This window comes from Providencia xihuensis (genome assembly GCF_041953405.1).
Taxonomy (GTDB): domain Bacteria; phylum Pseudomonadota; class Gammaproteobacteria; order Enterobacterales; family Enterobacteriaceae; genus Providencia; species Providencia vermicola.
Genome location: NZ_CP169565.1, coordinates 4129201 through 4147627 on the forward strand (window position 1 = coordinate 4129201; position 18427 = coordinate 4147627).

At 41.9% G+C, this 18427-nt stretch carries 16 protein-coding genes; 7 read left to right on the forward strand and 9 right to left on the reverse strand.

All coding sequences use genetic code 11. From position 1 onward, the window contains the following. Positions 1-174 precede the first annotated feature (174 nt). A complete protein-coding gene (gene ispB, locus ACE2AL_RS18745; protein WP_206083219.1) occupies positions 175-1146 on the forward strand; it encodes an octaprenyl diphosphate synthase in 972 nt (323 codons plus the stop codon). A 34-nt stretch (positions 1147-1180) separates the two neighbouring features. Here the strand turns inward: ispB and ACE2AL_RS18750 are convergent, their stop codons facing one another. Beyond that, complete coding sequence (locus ACE2AL_RS18750; protein ID WP_206083217.1) at positions 1181-1543, reverse strand: DNA-binding protein; 363 nt, start codon at positions 1541-1543, stop codon at positions 1181-1183. A 119-nt stretch (positions 1544-1662) separates the two neighbouring features. Next, positions 1663-2025: a DNA-binding protein gene (locus tag ACE2AL_RS18755; protein ID WP_206083215.1), complete on the reverse strand. Its 363-nt coding sequence runs from the start codon at positions 2023-2025 to the stop codon at positions 1663-1665. Positions 2026-2539: 514 nt separating this feature from the next. Between ACE2AL_RS18755 and ACE2AL_RS18760 the strand changes: the two genes are divergently transcribed. Next, entirely contained in the window at positions 2540-2812 is a 273-nt protein-coding gene (locus ACE2AL_RS18760; RefSeq protein ID WP_206083213.1) for a helix-turn-helix transcriptional regulator, read from the forward strand. 88 nt (positions 2813-2900) lie between these two features. Here ACE2AL_RS18760 and metC read toward each other — a convergent pair whose 3' ends face one another. Both metC and ACE2AL_RS18770 read right to left on the reverse strand, forming a co-directional pair. Continuing rightward, positions 2901-4073, reverse strand: coding sequence for a cystathionine beta-lyase (metC, locus tag ACE2AL_RS18765; protein ID WP_206083211.1), 1173 nt, complete (start codon positions 4071-4073; stop codon positions 2901-2903). A 25-nt stretch (positions 4074-4098) separates the two neighbouring features. Further along, positions 4099-5385 carry an amino acid permease gene (locus ACE2AL_RS18770; RefSeq protein WP_206083209.1) on the reverse strand — a complete coding sequence of 429 codons (1287 nt, stop codon included), beginning with the start codon at positions 5383-5385 and terminating at the stop codon, positions 4099-4101. Between the two features lie 172 nt (positions 5386-5557). Between ACE2AL_RS18770 and ACE2AL_RS18775 the strand changes: the two genes are divergently transcribed. Beyond that, positions 5558-6532 (forward strand): LysR family transcriptional regulator, encoded by a 975-nt coding sequence (locus ACE2AL_RS18775; RefSeq protein ID WP_206083207.1) that lies wholly within the window; start codon positions 5558-5560, stop codon positions 6530-6532. A 77-nt stretch (positions 6533-6609) separates the two neighbouring features. On the opposite strand, the gene mdh is transcribed toward ACE2AL_RS18775, so the two are convergent. After that, on the reverse strand, positions 6610-7548 hold the full coding sequence (gene mdh, locus ACE2AL_RS18780) for a malate dehydrogenase (protein WP_047756324.1): 939 nt from the start codon (positions 7546-7548) through the stop codon (positions 6610-6612). 495 nt (positions 7549-8043) lie between these two features. Between mdh and argR the strand changes: the two genes are divergently transcribed. After that, positions 8044-8514 carry a transcriptional regulator ArgR gene (gene argR, locus ACE2AL_RS18785; RefSeq protein ID WP_225820573.1) on the forward strand — a complete coding sequence of 157 codons (471 nt, stop codon included), beginning with the start codon at positions 8044-8046 and terminating at the stop codon, positions 8512-8514. An 85-nt stretch (positions 8515-8599) separates the two neighbouring features. After that, positions 8600-9022, forward strand: coding sequence for a DUF6122 family protein (locus ACE2AL_RS18790; protein ID WP_272539539.1), 423 nt, complete (start codon positions 8600-8602; stop codon positions 9020-9022). A 41-nt stretch (positions 9023-9063) separates the two neighbouring features. On the opposite strand, the gene mpl is transcribed toward ACE2AL_RS18790, so the two are convergent. Further along, entirely contained in the window at positions 9064-10446 is a 1383-nt protein-coding gene (gene mpl, locus ACE2AL_RS18795) for a UDP-N-acetylmuramate:L-alanyl-gamma-D-glutamyl-meso-diaminopimelate ligase (RefSeq protein ID WP_206083202.1), read from the reverse strand. 165 nt (positions 10447-10611) lie between these two features. On the opposite strand from mpl, the gene fbp reads away from it, so the two are divergent. Then, the gene (gene fbp / locus ACE2AL_RS18800; RefSeq protein WP_047756321.1) at positions 10612-11619 is read left to right on the forward strand and encodes a class 1 fructose-bisphosphatase; all 1008 of its coding nucleotides are present in this window, start codon (positions 10612-10614) and stop codon (positions 11617-11619) included. Positions 11620-11830: 211 nt separating this feature from the next. Beyond that, complete coding sequence (gene ppa, locus ACE2AL_RS18805) at positions 11831-12361, forward strand: inorganic diphosphatase (RefSeq protein ID WP_206083201.1); 531 nt, start codon at positions 11831-11833, stop codon at positions 12359-12361. A 130-nt stretch (positions 12362-12491) separates the two neighbouring features. On the opposite strand, the gene ACE2AL_RS18810 is transcribed toward ppa, so the two are convergent. From ACE2AL_RS18810 to ACE2AL_RS18820, 3 genes are read right to left on the reverse strand one after another with little or no spacing between them, the layout of a single operon-like run. Further along, positions 12492-12839: a gamma-glutamylcyclotransferase gene (locus ACE2AL_RS18810; RefSeq protein ID WP_206083200.1), complete on the reverse strand. Its 348-nt coding sequence runs from the start codon at positions 12837-12839 to the stop codon at positions 12492-12494. Between the two features lie 3 nt (positions 12840-12842). After that, entirely contained in the window at positions 12843-16619 is a 3777-nt protein-coding gene (locus tag ACE2AL_RS18815; protein ID WP_375083763.1) for a translocation/assembly module TamB domain-containing protein, read from the reverse strand. After that, positions 16616-18358 carry an autotransporter assembly complex family protein gene (locus ACE2AL_RS18820; RefSeq protein WP_206083198.1) on the reverse strand — a complete coding sequence of 581 codons (1743 nt, stop codon included), beginning with the start codon at positions 18356-18358 and terminating at the stop codon, positions 16616-16618. The genes ACE2AL_RS18815 and ACE2AL_RS18820 overlap by 4 nt, the downstream gene beginning before the upstream one ends. Positions 18359-18427 lie beyond the last annotated feature (69 nt).

The following is an 18427-nucleotide window of genomic DNA, read 5'->3' on the forward strand; positions in this document are numbered from 1 at the left end:
TTAGTACTGATTTGGTACTAATTACTCAAATTGTTACTTATTTAAACATTTTTTGCATCACACCTGATAATCTTATTATTAATAATGTTATGCTAATGGTATAAGTGTTCTATTCGGTCTCCCATTTTGTTATTCAGGGAATGAACCAAAAACTAATAATATGAATAAATTACGATGAATTTAGAATCTATTATTGAACTAACAACTGAGGATATGTCAGCAGTAAACAAAGCCATCCTCAGTCAATTGAATTCAGATGTTGCACTAATTAACCAGCTTGGTTATTACATTGTCAGTGGTGGAGGCAAAAGGATCCGCCCAATGATCGCGATACTGGCAGGAAGATCCTTAGGCTACGCGGGGCATAAACATACCCAAGTCGCGGCATTGATCGAGTTCATCCATACCGCAACATTATTGCATGATGATGTTGTTGATGAATCGGACATGCGTCGTGGAAAACAAACCGCAAATGCCGTGTTTGGTAACGCTGCAAGTGTATTGGTGGGTGACTTTATTTATACTCGATCCTTCCAAATGATGACGGATCTTGATTCGATGCGAGTCCTTAAACTCATGTCCGAAGCCACTAACGTGATTGCAGAAGGTGAAGTTTTACAACTCATGAACTGCAATGATCCTAATATTACTGAAGAAAACTATATGCAGGTGATCTACAGCAAAACAGCACGTTTGTTTGAAGCAGCGGCTCATGCATCTGCTATTTTAGCGAATGCAACACCTGAGCAAGAAAAGGCATTACAAGATTATGGTCGTTATATCGGCACAGCCTTCCAGCTGATCGATGATTTACTGGATTACGATGCTAATAACGCCCAGTTAGGCAAAAATACAGGTGATGACCTTGATGAAGGTAAGCCCACGCTTCCTCTTCTTCACGCCATGCAAAATGGGAATGAAGAAGAATCAGCATTGATTCGCCAAGCGATAGAACAAGGTAACGGCCGCCATTTGTTAGAGACCGTTTTAGCAACGATGAAGCGCTGTGGCTCACTTGAGTACACTTATATTCGTGCACAAGAAGAAGTACAAAAAGCGATTAATGCGCTAAATGTCATTGATGATTCTATTTATAAAGAAGCTTTAATTGGACTTGCTCACATCGCCATCCAACGTCATTCCTAAAACTCGCTATAGGCTATTTAAGAAAAGGGGAAAATTATTTTTCCCCTTTTTCGTCTTCAGCTATCTGTGCAAGTAGTGAAGATAGACCATAACGCAAAATGTATTTTACGATTTTATTACGTTCAGTCTCTGTCAGTTGATAATAAGCTTCTGACCAGATCTGTAATGCATCTGTTCTTTGGCTTTGATAAGGCACTGACGGCTCGCATAAGCTTAATTGGCCTTGGATCTCTCCTGGTAGGCTTTCAATATAATATTCAACAGCTTTACCTTGGACACCTCGCTTTCGCCGATGTTTCCAGCCCTCTCTTCTTGCCATCAGGTTAACACCCTGTGGCGAGGTTGGCAGTCCTTCTAGCCCTGCGAGCTCTTTCGCAGTGAACCACAATTTTTTCATATCTTCACTTTCACGCTTATATTATGAAACCTGCTATTGCAGCTTTACCGAATCGTCATCTGTTAAAAAAGATTTAGACTGAATATAATATTATTTTTATATAATTAATTATTCACAACTTAAGTATTTGTAAACGACTTTTTATTAATTAAATCAATTAGTGCTAAAGCCCCTTCCCGTATAATGAATGCCAAGATCACCTCACGCTCATCATTAGAGAGTTGGTTATAAGCTTCTTGCCAAATAAACGAATTGTCATTTCGTTTTACCTGATAGCTTGGCAAAGCTTCGCTAACAAATTGACCGTCAAAAATATCTATCGATATCGAACTAATGTGGTATTCCAACGCTTTTCCTTGGATACCTTTCCTTTTGCGGCAAGTCCAATTTTCACGCCTAGCCATGGCATTAATACCCTGAGTCGTCATTGGAAGCCCTTGCAACCCAACTAACTCTTTTGCTGTTAGCCATTCCTTGTACATACTGACCCTCCTAGTCCTGATGACAACGCACTTTCAGTTGCTGAAAACTATCTATACTTTCTTAAAAACAGTTAAATCATTCATTTTATTAATAACAGGAAATAATAATATACAAATCATATATGTTATTTGCATTTTAATTTCTTTTAATAACAGACAATTAAATAATTTACTCGCTAATAATTTAAGTAATTTTGTTGAGTAATTTAGATATATTACCAATACAAGTAACGGGTAACAGTAAATACGCCATTCCCAATACTAACTCGAAAGAGTTAGTTTTATTTTCAAAGTTTTATCTTAATTCACAGTTATTAATTCTAACTTTCCATTTAATTTCACAAAAACCACGATAGTTTCATAAAATAGAATTTTTAGAAAAAACCAGAAATTATTTTGGAAAATTTCTGTTATTTTATTTCCAATAACAGGGAGATTGTATTGAATGTATCACAATATCCCGTTACTCGTACCATTAACTCTACATGATTCTGAATGAAAAAAGGACTAAAAAATGATTTTACGGAAGTCAGACTGGCACCCAGCAGACATCATCGCAGCATTACGTAAGCGTGGAACAACACTTGCTGCTATTTCACGTGAAGCAGGGCTGAGCTCTTCAACTCTCGCGAATGCCCTTTCACGTCCATGGCCTAAAGGAGAATGGATTATTGCCAATTTTTTAGGAATTCACCCATCTGAAATCTGGCCAAGCCGATATTACGACCCGATAACAGGTAATTTATTAGAAAGGAAAGTGAGAGAAAAAACACCAATGGAAGATTAAAATCGAATGAAAATAGTTATAAAGCCGTGAATAATAACTTTATTGATCCACGGCTTTATCTTTTTATCATTACTCAATAAAGAAAATATTATTTCATACGCGCAAAACCGTCAGACAGATCCTGCTTTAAATCATCCAGATTTTCTAAACCAATCTGAAGTCGCAGTGTTGGGCCACCTGGCTCCCAATGTGTGACTGTACGGTATTCAGCGCAATTAAATGGAATAATTAAGCTTTCAAAGCCACCCCATGAGTAGCCCATACCAAAAATGGATAGCCCATCTAACATGTTCGCAATATCAGTCTGGGTGTATTTCGGGTCTAACACGATGGAAAATAACCCTGATGACCCTGTAAAGTCCCTTTTCCATATTTCATGCCCAGGACAATCAGGAAATGCGGGGTGTAAAATTCTAATAACTTCAGGGCGTTGCTGTAACCAGTGAGCAATATTTAGCGCTCTTTCTTGGGCTTCTTTTAAGCGAATAGGCAACGTTCTCATACCACGTAAAGCCAGAAAACAGTCTTCCGCTCCAGGCAACATCGCCATGTAGTCATAAGTTTCACGTAGTTTTGGCCACCATGCTTGATTTGCAGACACAATCCCCATCAGCAAATCAGAGTGGCCACCTAAATATTTTGTTCCTGCTTCGAGTGAAATATCACAGCCCAGTTCATGCGCTTTAAAAAACAACGGTGTTGCCCATGTGTTATCGATGATGGTGGCAATATTATGCCGTTTCGCAACATCAACAATCGCAGGAACATCTTGAATTTCAAAACTTTGAGAACCTGGAGACTCTAAAAAAATGGTGCTGGTATTTGGCTGCACAAGTGTTTCAATCTCTGTACCGATCATCGGATCGTAATAAGTGGTCTCAATCCCCATTTTATCCAATAACCCGTGGCAAAACTTACGGGTTGGCCGATAAACACTGTCTGGCATCAGTAGGTGATCACCCGATTTCAGTGTCGTTAACAAGGCTAGGACTATTGCTCCTAATCCTGACGGTGACAACACCGTCCCCTCTGCCCCTGCGAGAACAGACCACGCCTGTTCAAGTTGCTTAATGGTTGGCGTGCCCGCTGTACCGTAGTTAAATTCGGCTCTATCGTTGATTAAGGCATCAACCGTTGGGAACACCACCGTCGAACCACGATAAACTGGGGCATTCACGAACCCTGATTGCTTCGCAGGGTCTCTTCCAAGCTGGGTCACTTGTGTATCAACATGAAACTCAGAAACTGCTTTTTTCTTCATGAGATCCTCTCATCAACATCATTATTTATTCGAAAAACTTAAAGAATGGTGACAGACACAACAGCACACCAAAGAAAATGATAAACCACACTGTTGGGCCTTTAAATTTGTGCAGTGCTGGGACTTTGTAAACCAGATAACATGGGATCAAACAAGAAACGATACCAAACAATGGACCACCTAACTGCATAAAAAACAGGATTGAGAATCGTGTTGAAACCCAGAACCACAGTGCGATAATCACGCCTAAGCATACGCCATAGTGCAGTACCGTTTGGTTAATGCGCTCTTCAGGCATGAATCGAGTGAGAATATTCACCACAATGCCTTTTATCGCTTCTTGGAAGCCCAAGTAAATCCCTAAGAATGCCGTTAAGATTGCAAAAATATTCAATAATGCCGTCATCACTTTCACCACAGCACCTGGTATCACCTGCGCAGCAATCGCTAATGCAGAAATATTTTGCTCGAAAGCGGATACCGCTTGTTCATGGCTAATTGAAAAGGTAAACGAAAATGCAAAGAATAATACGGCGACGGCTAAAATAATATAGGCAACGCGGTTAGCCCGTATTGCACGGTAAGTCGCAATGCGTTTATCGCTTTCTAACTTACGATAAGCAATATTCATTGGGCTCAAAATTTGCACAAATAAAATAGAAAACAACGTAAATGGTAATGTTAAGAAAACATCTCGCATAAATGGGAGAAAATCAGGAAAGGCAGTGATATTCGCAAAGTTCCAATATGGCACCATGACAACACCAAGCAGCACAATAATCCCAAATTTCACAATAACCATTGGGCCTGACACTTTAAACAGTAGCCTCTCTCCTTGCGCCGCTATCGCGACCAATACGGAAATAATAATCAACCCATACCAGATAGAGTCAGATAATAACCCTTCGGTTAATCCAAAGGTTTTAATATACGAGGCGCTGTCGAAGGTCACGGCTAATGAATAAGAAAACATACCGTGCAATAGCATTAAAAAGTAAGCTATCCCTAATGCTATCCCCCAATTTTTACCCAAGTATTGCGTAATAACACTCGCATAATCATTGCATTCTTCAGATTCAGATAGCGTTCTAAGATATAAGTTTTGTAACCAATAAATGGCTGGATAAGAAAGCATGGTTGCGGCAATAAACACCCAGATGCCTTTAATACCAATTTGCACAGGCATAAATACAATTCCTGAGCCAATCGCCATCCCGATACATAAAATCACCCAACCTACATCATATTTTGTAAAAGGGATCTTTTTGGTATCAATAGGATTACCTGCACTTGCCTGAATACTATTAGACATAGTCTATTCCTCAACGTTATAGATTTAATTATTAAAAAAGTTAGGAACAACATTATTTGTAGGCGTTAATTTTTCATTATCGCCGTTTTTTAATACTGGTGTGGCTCGAGCAAACTGCGATAAATTCACAATTATAGTATGCTGGAATAAATGGGTTTGATAGGGCGGGACAATGCTAATAAATAAAAACACTTTTGCGTTCAAAGCAAAAATTGACAGCTACGCGATTTTTCGACATTTAGAGTTATTTATCAAAATCGTCGAATGTAATAGCTTTAGCCTAGCGGCGAAGAAGCTGAATGTAACGCCGTCATCCGTCAGCCGAGGGCTACAGCAGCTAGAAGATCAATTGGGTGTAGTCTTGCTAAAACGAACAACCCGAAATTTTATTTTGACCGATGCCGGGCGCTATTTATTGCAGAGATCGCAAAACTTATTGGCTGATCTTGATGACTCTCTGATCAATACCGCAAGTTTCTACCAACATGCTCAAGGGCAATTAAAGATCACCTGTTCCATTGCATTTGGTGTCTGCCATTTAATGCAAATCTACAGTGAATACCGCGAAACGAATCCCAAAGTCAGTTTATCCGTTGACCTTAATGATGAGCTAATTAATTTAAATGAAGTGGATTTTGATATTGCATTACGTATTACTAGTCACCCGCCTGAGAATTTTGCGCTGCGAAAAATTTGCAACATTAACTGGGTATATTGTGGTAGTCGGACGTATTTTGAGCGTTATGGTATTCCTCAGTCCCCCGCCGATATTGCATTACATAATTGCTTAATTAACCCGAATATTCCTGACACATGGCGAATGACGGATAAAGATGGTAGCGCTTATCCTTTGGAAATTAATAATATGATTGAGGTGAATAGTAGCTTAGGTTTATTAGAAGCTGCACGTTGCCACCAGGGCATTGTTTGCTTACCCACATATATGTTAGGCAATTATATTGAAAATGGCGAGCTGATCCCTGTCTTGCTGGATTATGACCCCAAATCGACACCATTTGCACTGTATGCGTTATATCACCCAGCTCATACACACTCACCGAAAATCAGAACATTTATTGATTTTTTAGTGGAAAAAATACCGTCAGATCCACACTGGGATCATTGGATGCGACAGCATGCCTCGTAGTCGTCTCATAGAAATTAAAAAGGTTGAGTTCTATAAAAAGAAACTCAACCTTTTCGATTAGGAAAAATTAATTAGCATTAGCCATTAATGAATTTTTCACCTAATTCGATATCCGCTTTCAGGACATCTAACATGTCTTTCAGCGCTTTTTCTTCAAATGCGCTTAATTTGCCAATTGGCAGGTGTTTTTCGATACCGTTTTTACCTAAAACAACAGGTTGTGCGAAGAAACGTGCATGTTGGCCTTCACCTTCAGTGTAAACACACTCAACCACGTTGCTTTCACCTTGCAGACCACGAATTAAAGATAAACCTAAACGTGCTGCTGCTTGTCCCATAGACAGTGTCGCTGATCCGCCACCGGCTTTTGCTTCAACTACTTCAGTACCTGCATTTTGGATACGTTTAGTTAATGCTGCGATTTCGTCATCAGAGAAGCTTACACCTTCAATTTGTGATAACAGAGGCAGGATCGTCACGCCGGAGTGACCACCGATAACTGGAACTTCGATATCGTTGACGTTTTTGCCTTTTAATTCCGCAACAAAAGTATTAGAACGGATGATATCTAATGTTGTCACACCGAATAAACGGTTTTTGTCGTATACACCTGCTTTTTTCAGAACTTCGGCAGCGATTGCAACAGTTGTGTTCACTGGGTTAGTGATAATACCAATTAATGCTTTCGGGCAAGTTTCTGCGATTTGTTGAACAAGGTTACGAACGATGCCTGCGTTAATGTTAAACAGGTCTGAACGGTCCATGCCAGGTTTACGTGCAACACCCGCAGAGATAAGAACAATATCCGCACCTTTCAGTGCAGGTTTCGCATCTTCACCAGCAAAACCAGCCACTTTAACGTCTGTTGGGATGTGGCTTAAGTCAGCAGCAACACCTGGAGTAACGGGTGCGATGTCGTAGAGGGAGAGTTCTGAACCAGCTGGAAGCTGATTTTTGAGAAGAAGGGCGAGAGCCTGACCGATACCACCTGCTGCACCTAGGACTGCAACTTTCATTCTGAAACTCCTTAATTTGTACTTTAAAAAAATATGACTTTATTTGGTTATGCACTAAACGCATTACGTATAAAAAACAATTTCTTAACAGATAGAGAGAGAGTTTAACGCTAGAGAATTTGTTGACTAATTCCCCCTATTCTAAACAAATTCCTTATCTGTTAATGAGATAACGGGCACTTTTTTAACAAATAGTTTTTCTCTCTATTGCTTTTCGCACAATAAGTTGTTTTTACTGTTCATTATTCAAGCACAAACCCTTTTATTAACAATAAACTTACAACTTTAATAAGCTAAATTCATTGATATATTATGCTAATTTTCCACACTAACAATTTAAGATAAATTGACTTTTAGCGCTGCAAATAAAACAACATAAAACCTAAAAGATTCCATTATCATTGATTATTAAATCATCATAACGCAATTTTGTTGCATAAAAATGCACTTTTACGGATAATACAACTTAGTTTAATGCCGATGAATGGGTTAATTATGCGTACTCCGTCTAAACAAGAAGACTTAGTTAAGGCTTTTAAAGCCCTACTCAAAGAAGAAAAATTTAGCTCTCAGGCTGAAATTGTCACGGCTTTGCAGGAAGAAGGCTACGAAAACATTAATCAATCTAAAATTTCCAGAATGCTCACCAAGTTTGGCGCTGTTCGCACTCGTAATGCGAAAATGGAAATGGTGTATTGCTTGCCAAGTGAGCCTGGTGTGCCAACCGCCACCAGTCCATTGAAAAACCTCGTTTTGGATATCGATTACAACCCATCAGTTGTGGTAATTAGAACTAGCCCAGGCGCAGCTCAATTAATTGCTCGCTTACTAGACTCATTAGGTAAAGCCGAAGGTATTTTAGGGAGTATTGCAGGGGATGATACGATTTTCTCTACACCAGCGAATAACTTCACGACGAAAGAGCTATACGAAGCGATTTTAGCGTTGTTCGAGCAAGAGCTCTAATTGACATCAATCGTTTGATGCCAAACTAAGGGGGAAAGTATCGACTTTCCCTTTTTTATTTAAGCCAAAGATTAGGGGCTTTACCGTGCTATTCGAAATTTTTCGCAATATTGTGCATTACGGCTTTCATTTTTTGATGCCAATTTTGTTCGCCTATCTATTTTGGCGAAAAAATTGGAAGTTAGCCGCATTGATTATGATTGCAACAATGGCTATCGATTTAGACCACTTATTAGCAGACCCTATTTTTGACCCTGATCGCTGTGGCATTGGCTTCCATCCCCTTCATTCCCTTTGGGCCGCGATTGCCTATGTCATTTTACTGTTTATGCCATCCTGGAAGCTTAAAGCTGTAGCTGTCGGGTGCTTATTCCATCTTTTTACCGATTCACTCGATTGCTATATGGGCAGCCTAAAAAAAGAAATGAATAACCCAGTAACATTAAGCTGGGTGATAGACCAATGCCCATTCGATACATCAGACATTAAAAAACCCCAGCAATCTTAATGAACACTGGGGTCTATCTAGACTATTATCAGTAGGCTTAATTACTCATCTACTTCAGTTTCCGCTTTCGCTTTCAAACCCGCTAGCAATTTCCCATGGATGCCCTCAAAGCCACCATTGCTCATGACAAGTATATGGTCACCAGGCTGTGCAGCTTCAATCACCATGTTCGTCAGTGTGTCAATATCCGCGCTCCAGCGAGCGGGCTGAACGCACTTTTCAGCGATGTCAGTGACCATCCACGGAATATTGGTTGGTTGGAATAAAAAGACTTCATCTGCACGGCCTAAAGCAGGCGCAATGTCATTTTTATTCACCCCCATTTTCATGGTATTTGAACGGGGCTCTAACACAGCAATAATTCGTGAAGTCCCACCCACTTTGCTACGCAACGCTTCGAGTGTTGCCAAAATTGCGGTTGGGTGATGCGCAAAATCATCATAAACGCTGACACCATTTTCCACACCACGCAATTCAAGGCGACGACGTGCATTGATAAATTTACCCAATGCAATACAAGCCTCTTTAGCAGGTACACCAACATGGTGAGCAGCTGCAATCGCCATCAAACCATTTTGGATATTGTGGTTACCCACTTGTGACCAAGAGACTTCGCCCACTTTTTCTTGCTGAAAATACACTTCAAAGTGGCTACCATCGTGGTTTAGCTTCACCCCTTGCCATTCGCCATGTTCACCGCCCACCAGCTCTTGCTCACTCCAACACCCCATGCCAATCACTTGTTTTAAATGATTGTCATTGTCTGGGGTAAAGATTTTTCCACTGGCAGGGACGATACGAACAAGGTGATGAAATTGTTTTTGAATTGCTTCGAGATTTTCGAAAATATCCGCATGGTCGAACTCAAGGTTATTCAAAACCAAGGTTTTTGGACTGTAATGCACAAATTTTGAGCGTTTATCGAAGAATGCACAATCATACTCATCGGCTTCAATCACAAAAAATGGGCTTTCGCCAAGTTTAGCGGACACATCAAAATTGCCTGGCACACCACCAATTAAGAAGCCTGGCTTATAACCGCAGTCTTCTAAGATCCACGCTAACATTCCTGCTGTCGTGGTTTTACCATGTGTTCCCGCCACAGCAAGTACCCAACGCTCAGGTAATACGTGGTCATGTAACCATTGAGGGCCTGAAGTATAAGGTAAACCTCGTTCTAATACAGCTTCAACACACGGGTTACCACGCGTCATGGCATTGCCAATCACCACCATATCTGGGATCGGTTCGAGCTGAGCAGGGTCATAACCTTGAATAAGCTCAATGCCTTGATTTTCAAGCAATGTGCTCATTGGTGGATAAACATTTGCATCTGATCCCGTCACTTTATGGCCTAAAGATCGCGCCAATATTGCTAAACTTCCCATAAAGGTACCGCATATACCTAAAATATGTATGTGCATTCTTTTTCATCCAATTAGCATGAGGTTTGTCACTATTCTACCCATCAATAGCAGGTTTATAAATGCATTAACCTATTAATCTTTTTTTTATTTAGTTAAACTCTCCCCCGCGCGGGGTATAATCGTCCCGCAAAACCTTTGTCAATTTTATTCAGGACCTTCGTCATGAAAACATTAGGCGAATTCATCGTCGAAAAGCAACAAGATTTTCCTCATGCAACAGGTGAGCTGACGTCACTACTGTCAGCAATTAAACTGGGCGCTAAAATTATCCACCGTGATATTAACAAAGCTGGACTCGTCGATATTCTTGGCACTAATGGTGTTTCGAATATTCAAGGTGAAGTCCAGATGAAGCTTGACCTGTATGCAAACGAAAAACTGAAAGCGGCCCTAAAAGCACGCGGAGAAGTCGCTGGTATCGCCTCTGAAGAAGAAGACGAAATTGTCATTTTCGAAGGAGACCGTGCAGAAAACGCAAAATATGTCGTATTAATGGACCCACTAGATGGTTCTTCGAATATCGATGTAAACGTTTCCGTCGGGACAATTTTCTCAATTTACCACCGTATTACACCAATTGGCCAACCTGTGACTGAAGCAGACTTCCTGCAACCAGGTAACCGCCAAGTTGCTGCGGGTTACGTTGTTTACGGTTCATCAACTATGTTGGTTTATACCACAGGGGTTGGTGTGCATGCGTTTACTTACGACCCATCATTAGGCGTATTCTGCTTATCTCATGAGAAAGTCATGTTCCCATCGGAAGGCAAAATGTACTCCATTAACGAAGGTAACTATATCAAGTTCCCTATGGGTGTTAAAAAGTACATTAAATACTGCCAAGAAGAAGATAAAGCAACTAACCGCCCTTATACCACGCGCTATATTGGCTCTTTAGTGGCAGACTTCCACCGTAATTTGCTCAAAGGGGGTATCTATATCTACCCAAGCACAGCAAGTCACCCAAATGGAAAACTGCGCCTACTGTATGAGTGCAATCCAATTGCATTCTTAGCTGAACAAGCTGGCGGTAAAGCAAGCGATGGTGCGAACCGTATTTTAGATATTATTCCAAGTGAATTACACCAACGTGCTCCGTTCTTCGTCGGAACCGAATCTATGGTGGAAAAAGCTGAATCATTCATGCGTGAATTCCCAGACGCTGAATAATCTAATTCACTAATGCTCAGGCGGGATTTCCCGCCTTTTTTGTCCCTTTTTTTCGCCAACTAGTGAGTTTTTCCCCTTTTTGCGGCTATAATGTCCCCCACGCTATCTACCCGAAAATGTGAGCGGCTTGAAAGTCGATAACTAACACTATTTAATCAGTACGTTAATAGTAAACGGGTAAATTCATTATTCACACAAAGGATACATTTAAATGGGCCTGAACAATGTACCGGCAGGTAAAGATCTGCCAGAAGATATCTACGTTATCATCGAAATTCCAGCTAACGCAGATCCTATCAAATACGAAGTTGATAAAGAATCTGGCGCGCTGTTTGTAGACCGTTTCATGTCAACAGCAATGTTCTATCCATGCAACTATGGTTACATCAACAACACACTGTCTTTAGATGGCGACCCAGTTGACGTGTTAGTCCCAACACCATACCCATTACAACCTGGTTCTGTTATTCGTTGTCGCCCAGTTGGCGTCCTGAAAATGACCGATGAATCAGGTGAAGATGCGAAATTAGTGGCTGTTCCACACACTAAACTGAGCAAAGAATACGACCACATTAAAGATGTGAACGATATCCCTGAGTTACTGAAAGCACAAATCACTCACTTCTTTGAACATTACAAAGATTTAGAAAAAGGTAAGTGGGTTAAAGTTGATGGTTGGGATAACGCAGAAGCTGCTAAAGCGGAAATTATCGCCTCTTTCGAGCGCGCTGCGAAAAAATAATTTTCCCCTTCAGGAAATATTATTGAAGGCTCTGGTTAACCCCAGAGCTTTTTTTATGCCTTTAAATGTAAAAACGCCGGCAATATTGCCGGCGTACTGCACATTGTCCACTCAACAAAATAGTGTGTGGTTATTTTTCTTCATCACGTTTGAGCCAGTCGCCGCTTTTAATTTGGCGCAGGCCATCAACCGAATGCTTATACAGATAAATCCAAGCGTTGCCATATGGCGTTGGGATCAACTCTCTTACATAATCCTGGGAGTTTTTCTTTAGCTCATCTAGCTCGGTCAAAATCGATGGGTTGATGCGGTACACTTCGCACTCAATGGCTCCATCGCCTTTCACCACAGCGGGATAAAATCCAAGATCATACAGTTCATAGCCTTCTAGCTTGTGCTCGCCTAACAATTGAGCATAAGTCATCCAGTGATGATTTCCTTGCTTTTGTCTTAAGCTGCCATAAACAATTACACGCATAATCTAAAACTCAAATTGGTAAAGGAGATCCAAGGCCTGGTTCACACCAGACACAGCTTCTAAATACAATTTTGGCATTAACCGATAGCGTAAGGTCAAGGTTGCCAATGAGTCAAAGATACCAACTCCATACTTCACTTGTAAATCATTGGTTATCTTACCGCTCACCACAACTTGGGAACCATCGCCCACACCTTGAGTATCGAGTGCCAGATCAGAAACCCCGAATGTTTCACCTATCTTACCTACCAGTTGCCCACTTTGAGCCACACCTAAGCCGATAATCATCGATGTCATTTGGGAGCCATTTGCGTCACCACTTTCTAAGCCTTCCCCTCTTAACAGATAGGAAAGCGCTTCTTGTTGTGTCTTGGCTGGCTCAGAGAATATCTCGACTTTCGGTTTGTCTGCAAGCCCTGTGACCTTAACACCTGCAATAACATCATCTGCCGTGTTCTCTGGATTACGAATCGCCTCTAAATTTAAGAACGGTTGATCCGCAGGTCCTGAGAACTGAATTTGCCCTTTACGGACAATTAAGTCCTGACCATAAGCACGGAAACGCCCCGCAGGAATGTCAATCTGCCCATTCAAGCTGAGCCCTTGCTTATTCTGCAATACCTTCAGTAAGCCCGTTAACCGCGCTTTTAGACCAAATGCATCTAGCTGTACATCATTACCAATTTTAATATCTAAATTGGTTTGAATCGGAATAGAAGGCGCTTTTTCTTCTATCGGCTGCAAGTTGTTATCCAACATCACCACATCAGAAGACGCACTAACTGCTGACTCAGGCAGCTCTTGAACCGTAATTCTTGCCCATGGAATAGTCACAGAACCACTTAACGTTAAGAGCGATGGCGAAGCATTAAACACAATATCAGGTTGCACATCAATTTTAATCATCGGTGGCATGGACACACGCAGGTTGTTCCCGCGCGCCATGACTTTCGCACGCCACGCATTGATATTTCGCCAATCCGCATCACCATCAATGTTCAGATACCCTTCAGGGGTATTGATCTGCCCATTCATTACCGAACTCGTGCCATTGAAATTAATGCCTAAATGACCGCTTTTAATATCAAACGGGATCATAGCAGATTTAATTTCTAAGCTAGAAAGTGATAAGTTCCCATTTAACAGCGGGTTATTCGCTGAACCACCTAAACGAAGGTTTGCATTTAAACGGCCATTCGCCACTTCTTTTTGACCAAGTAACGGTTTGATTAAATCCAAGGTAATCGAGTTTATTTCAACATTTCCCGATAACAAACGGCGTTTTTCAATATCTGAAACTTGCAAGTTTCCGCGCATCTGCCCGTTATTGGCGAGGCCAAATAACCAATTAAGGTCTGCTTTACCATTTTTCAAGGCGGCGCTGAGAGTTAACGTATCGAATGCTATGGGTAAACGCGTTCCTTCAACAAACTGGGTCGCTTTCACATCATTGCCACGTAGATCGACCTGCACTTGCGGCATGCTACCATCCGCTTTCCAGCTCGCGTTCGCTTTACCACTGAACACACCGCTAACACGGGTATCTTTTGGCATAAACGGTTTTATCATTGCTAAGTCGAAACGCTCTAACACAATGTCCGCACTGCCGCTTTTTCCTGCTTTAATAGGTTTTGGCACACACAAACGCGCGTTTGGATTTACCCAGCAATGGCTGCCAATCGTCACTTCTTGCGTTTGGTTTGCATAATTGAGTGACATAGCTTGGTTTAAGCGCCATTCGCCAACCACCGTATCAAATAACGTATTTGATAACGTGCCTTTCCACACCTCAGTTTGGCGATCAAACCCACCCGCTAATGCTAACTGGCCAGAAACAGGTTCACCTTTCATATTTAATTTCAGGGTATGCTGTTTTTCGCTACCTTTGGCATCTAACGTCAAGTTGCTAACGACTAAATCCCCTTGTCTTAACTGACGTAAAACAACAGATAAATCCCCTTTGATTTGCTCACCAGTCGCAACATTACCTTTGATAGCAACATTTTCGATAGCGAGATCATTTTGCCATTTCACGCCTCGTGCAGTCAGGTCAACCAACGCTTCCGGCGTTTGTAAATTACCGCGTAATTTCACATCCCCTGCAATCACGCCACCAAGCCCTGGCAATAACCCGTTTAGTGCGGGCGCACTAATTTTGGCATCAAGGTTCCATTTCTCGGCAAGAGAGCCCTTAACGTCTACATTATTCTTGCCTAAAGCTAAATTAAAATGAGGGATATCCCATTGGCCTGCGGCATTACCTTTCGCCTGCCCACGGGCTTTGAGTAAATTATTTTTAACATTACCATCGAGCATAATTTCAGGGATATCTAACTGCCAACTACCGCCGTATAAACTACCACGGGTAGCAATCTTACCGTCCACTTTTGCAGGCCATTCTGGATACTGTTTTGCTGTATTGATCCCAGACAAAGTCAGTATTGCATTCCAGCTAATGGCTTTGCTCCAATCAGCAACACCCGTGATATCCGCATTTCCTTGCAACGCGGCAAGGCGTAAACGCGTTAAATTGATTTGCGCTTCGTTACCTTTTGCATCTAGCATCAAGGTCGATGGGGGTAAATCTTGCCCCGTGATTGCAGAACGCAACGACAAATCATAAGCTGATGGACGACCGTTTAAACGCAGGCGCGTGCCATCTAATTGATATTGCGCATCCCCAACTAACGGCCACGCAAGTTTATCGCTTTCAAGGGTGAGTAAAATTGGCAAATCTGCTTGGGATAAGTCAGTTTCTGCATCAAGCGTAGCATTAATTGGCCCTTGTAAATTAAGTGCCAATTTCAATTCATCAATCAACCCACCTTTAAGGGATAAATCGACTTTCTGCCCATCCAAATCATCTAAACGACTTTCCCCAATAACCGACAATGAAACTGGCCATTTATCTTGCAGCGTTGCAGTACCCGATAACGACACATTGCCTTGCGGCGCATCCACTTTGAGCTGTTTAACCAATACTTGCTGCCCTTGATTGGATAAACTGAGGTGCAATTGGTTGATTTTAACGTCAGTACTGCCCGTTAATTGGAAATTCGAGGCATTAATCCCTTCCACATTTAAATCAACAGGGAGAATAACTTTTGGTAATTCGGCTAGTAATGGCTTCGAAAATAACGCATTAAGCTCATCCGCAAGGGATTTTTGCTCATTGATTGGTGTCAAGTCTGGCTGTTTTTCTTCTTCAGGCTTCACATCCGAGCTTTCAGGAATATTAATTGCCAGATTAATAATATCCGTTGGAGCGAGGGTAATCGCCTTCCCTTCCCATGTTGCCCCAGTGGTAAATTTTGCTAAATCGATAGCCATGCCATCCACAATGACATGCGTTTCCACAAATGACAGCTGACTTAAACGGATAGTTAAAGGCGCTTTTAGCTCTGTCAATGGCTCAGAAGGCGGAGTCTCTTCCGATGGCGGAAGCTGTGAGGTATCAACGTTAACCGTGACATTTTCCGTACCTAATGTGTTAATACACAGTTCACGACTAGTCAAACACCCTAGTTTCACGGCCAAATGCAGTTTCCCTGCATTCACATCTATACCCGGCATTTGGTATTTCACACCCGTTAAGGTGAGGTCACGAATATCACCATCAATGCCATCAATAGTTAATTCAGGGACAAAGCGTGTTACCGAATTTAAGGCAAAGTGAAAACCTGATTTTGTGCCAATTACCCAGCTAAGCGCACCAATCACCAGAACCAGAATGAATAAAATGGCAAGACTGACCCATTTTAACCACTTCAACCACCTCATAATTCTGTCCCCAAGCCGATGTAAAACTGTATTTTGTCATTATTGGAGTCGCCAATCGGTGTTGCGAGGTCAAATTTAATCGGCCCAACAGGAGAAACCCAACGCACACCAACACCAGCCCCCGTTTTGAAGTCACTGGTTTTAATGTCATTGACGGCTTCGCCGCTATCCACGAAGGTCGCCCCCCACCAGTTTCCCGTAAAATTATATTGGTATTCAATTGACCCAACGACTAGCTTTGATGCCCCTGTGAGCTTACCGCGACTATCCTCTGGTGAGATTTTTTGGTAACCATAACCACGAACACTACCATCCCCCCCTGCGAAGAAACGTAAGTCAGGTGGCACTTTGTCAAAGTCATTGGTTTCAATCCAACCTACATTACCACGCACAACGAAACGGTGGCCCTCCCACGGCGTTCTGATCCACACATTTTTGGCTTGTAAAACTGCAAAGTCGATATCAGAACCCCAAATTTTATTTGAGTAATCAATGGAATAACGCTGGCTATCGCCCCACGTCGGCATAACACCACCCCGCTGACGAATGCGACTAACATAAGCGCCTGGATATAACAGCATGGTGGTATTAGTGACGTTAGCTTGAGTAAAGTTACTCAGCATCCAGCGCATATTCACGCCATACTGCCAACCCGATGAATACTCCCAGTTACGAGATACATTCAGTGTCGTCGTATTCGCTTGGGTATCATTCAAATCCGTACGTTTAAAGCCACCTTGCACTGCATAATATTGCTCAAGTGGATTGGCTTTTAAGGGAATTTTATAGCTAGCATCAATCAATTGCTCAGGCTGGGACAAGCTGATACTTGACGTTAAACTTTGGCCTCGTGAATTAACCCACGGTTTATTCCATGTCGCTTTCACGCGAGGCCCAACGTCCGTTGCATAGCCGCCACCAAGCTCGATAAAGTTCCTCGCTCGAGGCACCATAACCCCTTCCATTGGCAATACATCTGAACCATCATCGCGTGCTTTAGCAATATTTGGCGTCACAATCGCCGAAGAAAACCAACCTGTTTCCGCTAAGCGACGGTTAAACTCAGCAAGTTGCTCTGACGTGTAATATTCCCCTTCTTTAAAGGGTGCGAGGTTATTGAGGTAATCTGAGCGAATTTGCGAACCTTGATAAGAAATAGAGCCAAACCGATAACGTTCGCCACTATTAAAATCAAAATCCCAATATGCGGCATGGTGATCGAGGGAAATCCCTAGCTGGCTCTTTTCCATCACTGCGTCGAAATAGCCTTTACGAATCGCTAAACTACTAAAGCGGCCTTTAAAATCTTCATAGTGACCATCGTTTTGCACGATATCGAGCCTTGGTGTGAATTTCCACACCATCTCTTTAAAATCTGGATCTGTTTTTGCCCCACCTTGAAGTTCGACCTTCACGCCTTTCAGTAAGATAGGCTCACCCGGATTCACCTTTGCGGTTAATATCGAGCGTGCGGGCGGTGTTTTTTCTTCATAACTAAATTCAACAGTCGGTTCGTAATAACCCAGCGGCTTTAAACCTTCCTGAATTGCTTTCTCGACACGCGCTCGAAAACGGCCATTGGGCACCACTTCGTCTTGGGATATATTAGAAAGCTGTACTCGAACGTTTTGATTAAGTTGTCCTTCAAGTCCTTCTATATTAAGGCGAAGATTAGCTGCATATACCACTGGCACAGCCGCAGTTAAGCAGAGAAAACAGATTAGAGGGTATTTCGACACGCCTGCTCCTAAGGTGGTAAAAAGATTGACTAAAGGCTTCATATCAATTTATTTTGAGTAAAATTAGCG